The 980-nt window shown below is 42.1% G+C and carries 1 protein-coding gene; it reads left to right on the forward strand.

Annotation, left to right across the window (positions count from 1 at the left end):
* The first annotated feature begins 91 nt into the window (after positions 1-91).
* On the forward strand, positions 92-976 hold the full coding sequence (locus AACQ81_RS04015) for an IS982 family transposase (RefSeq protein ID WP_237388491.1): 885 nt from the start codon (positions 92-94) through the stop codon (positions 974-976).
* Positions 977-980: the final 4 nt, after the last annotated feature.

Consider the following 980-nt stretch of genomic DNA (forward strand, 5'->3'; position numbering starts at 1 on the left):
AACCTGAGCTTCGCTTAAGAAGGGAACTAAAGTGCCTGAGGCACGATCAAAGTTTTTGCTAAAGAAAACAAAATCGTGGAGATCCTCAGGCATGTATAATTTAGAAGAACTTTACTGCTGCGTCGATGACTTTTGCCAAAAATTTATCCCTCTCTGGCATCAACAGCTCATTGAAAATGGATTACGTAAACGGAATCGCGAAGCGTCCCTTTCTCTCAGCGAAGTCATGATGATCCTCATTTTATTCCATATGAGCCATTATCGCGATTTCAAAACGTTTTATATTGAACATGTAAAACAATATCTTACCACCGATTTTCCCGGATTAGTCAGCTATACCCGCATGCTCACCCTGAAGAAAAGGGCACTGATCCCTTTATGCGCTTTTCTGTCGTCACGTAAGGCGACAACCCAAGGAATTGCTTTTATTGATTCCACCAAAATTGCCGTTTGTCATAACCTACGTATTCCCCGTCATCGGGTATTTGAAGGCATGGCGCAACGAGGCAAAACCCGTACAGGCTGGTTTTATGGCTTTAAACTTCATCTGGTTATCAATGATTGCGGGGAACTTTTGGCTGTGAAATTAACTGCTGGAAACCAAGATGATCGTCACCCTGTCAAAGCCTTGGCAAAAGGGCTAACGGGATGTTTATATGGCGATAAAGGGTATTTATCACAGGCTTTATGCGATGAATTGGAAGCTGAAGGCGTTACGTTAATCACGAATGTTCGTCGCAATATGAAAGCCAAAGCGTTATCGCTCTGGGATAGGCTAATGTTAAGAAGGCGATTTTTGATAGAAACGGTCATTGATCAGCTCAAAAATATTTCTCAGATCGAGCATTCAAGACATCGCAGTCAACTCGGTTTTCTACTGGAAATCGCCGCAGGCCTCATTGCGTATACATTCCAACCTAAAAAACCGAGTTTGAATTTACGGAATAATGATATCGCTATTCTTAAACGAAGCTGAGGTT

It is taken from the genome of Xenorhabdus sp. Sc-CR9 (assembly GCF_963897815.1).
Classification (GTDB): Bacteria; Pseudomonadota; Gammaproteobacteria; order Enterobacterales; family Enterobacteriaceae; genus Xenorhabdus.

Bases quoted from the DNA above. Each gene is read 5' to 3' on its own strand.
- AACQ81_RS04015 (WP_237388491.1), top strand. From the start codon at position 92: ATGTATAATTTAGAAGAACTTTACTGCTGCGTCGATGACTTTTGCCAA.